This is a genomic window from Psychrobacter sp. 1U2 (assembly GCF_051847575.1).
Genome location: NZ_JBPYDC010000158.1, coordinates 1 through 1581, shown reverse-complemented (window position 1 = coordinate 1581; position 1581 = coordinate 1). Strand labels below are relative to the sequence as shown.

The 1581-nt window shown below is 38.6% G+C and carries 1 protein-coding gene and 1 pseudogene; both read right to left on the bottom strand.

Annotation, left to right across the window (positions count from 1 at the left end; translation table 11 throughout):
• Positions 1–299 precede the first annotated feature (299 nt).
• A complete protein-coding gene (locus tag ACS8FD_RS14075) occupies positions 300–770 on the bottom strand; it encodes a hypothetical protein (protein WP_299217962.1) in 471 nt (156 codons plus the stop codon).
• Positions 771–1344: 574 nt separating this feature from the next.
• Positions 1345–1581, bottom strand: a pseudogene (locus ACS8FD_RS14070) (glycerol kinase); the annotation flags it as partial.

Below are 1581 nucleotides of genomic sequence, written 5' to 3'. Positions count from 1 at the left end.
AATGACTGTTTTAAATATTGTGTTTCGATCCATTATTGCTCAATATTTATTGATACTAAATAAAAGCAAACAAAAAAGCCTCCAAAGTTACCTTTGGAAGCTTCAACATAGCACAAATTACATTAGTTGGGTATATTCGTTATACTGCATATACATTTGTTCCCTTGTGACTCACAAACCAGCAATATCTTATACACAATAATTACCGCCCTTTACTTTTAAGTAGTAATAATGTATACAACTTAAACTATTTGTAAACCTACGCTGTTAGACGACATGTAACTTACTAACAGTAATTACTAGCTAACACGGTTCCATGCATCACGTGATGCAAGGCGGGCATCATCCCATGCCAAACGTGAATCACCTTTCACCTCTTCCCAAGAACGTCTTAGGTCGTGCTCATGATCTTCAAAACGTGCATCAGCAGGATAACGTGCTCTGTTGGCATAACCTACTGCATAAGCTGGGTGTAAGTCACGCTCAAAATCATGGCCTTGCTGATAATAGCTAGTATTGGCATGTTCTGCACGCCAGTAAGCTTCTTCGCGAGTTGGATCTATCGCTTCTGCTGCTGCATGTCCTGCGCCGCCACCAACAACTGCACCGATAGCACCACCGATTAAGGTACCAAGTGGTCCTGCCATTGTACCAATTGCTGCTCCTGCAGCTGCGCCACCAACACCACCGACACCTGTACCTACCGGATGAGATCCTGGCTTGCCAGTAATAGGATCTGCATTAAGATCTTTCTTTGTCTCTTTAGACATATTTTTTACTTCAGTCCGATCAATGTTGTCTCGATCATTAGTAACTACTTTTCTGTCGACCACTTCAGGATCGGCCGTTCTACGGGCATTGTCAGCAATGATACGCTCTTTATCAGAGATTCCTAAATCATCATCAGTGACAATGTGCCCATCTGTACTAACTAACTGGTCACTAATATGAGTAGAGGGATGTGAGTTGGGATCTTCTATGATAGAACCATCGGTACTAACTAATGGGTCACCAGCAAAAGTTTTATTATTTTGATAGTCATTTATGTGTTCATCTTCTAAAATCACACGGTCGCTACGATTTATATTTTTATTACTCATAATTTTATCCTTAAATTGGTTATTATTTATAAATTTAGATTGATAAGCCAAACTTCTAATTGGCTACTATTCTTGGTTAACCACAATTAAAGTATAAAAATCATCAACACTTATCGATAGAACGTTTATGTAAAATATGTCGATGTCATGATGACCTTAGGTTACAGGATGTATAATTGTTAGTCAGCCATATAAACCTTATATTAAGAATGTTAAACAAAGGCATCTTATATTTGTATATCTCTCAAACTTCCATTAGCGCTTTAGCAATCACTTGTTGCCATTTATCAATGTGCTGCGCTCGTCTATCAGAAGGCATTTGAGGCTCAAAAATCTGGTCGACTTTCCACGACTCCTTAATTGTTTGATCGTCATATAAACCATTCTTTAGACCAGCCAATAATGCTGCTCCTTTAGCGGTAATTTCAGTGTCTTTAGGTCGTAAAACAGGGACATTGAGTAAATCTGCTTGAAACTGCAT

Coding starts and splice junctions, on each gene's coding strand:
- ACS8FD_RS14075 (WP_299217962.1), bottom strand. CDS start 770: ATGTCTAAAGAGACAAAGAAAGATCTTAATGCAGATCCTATTACTGGC.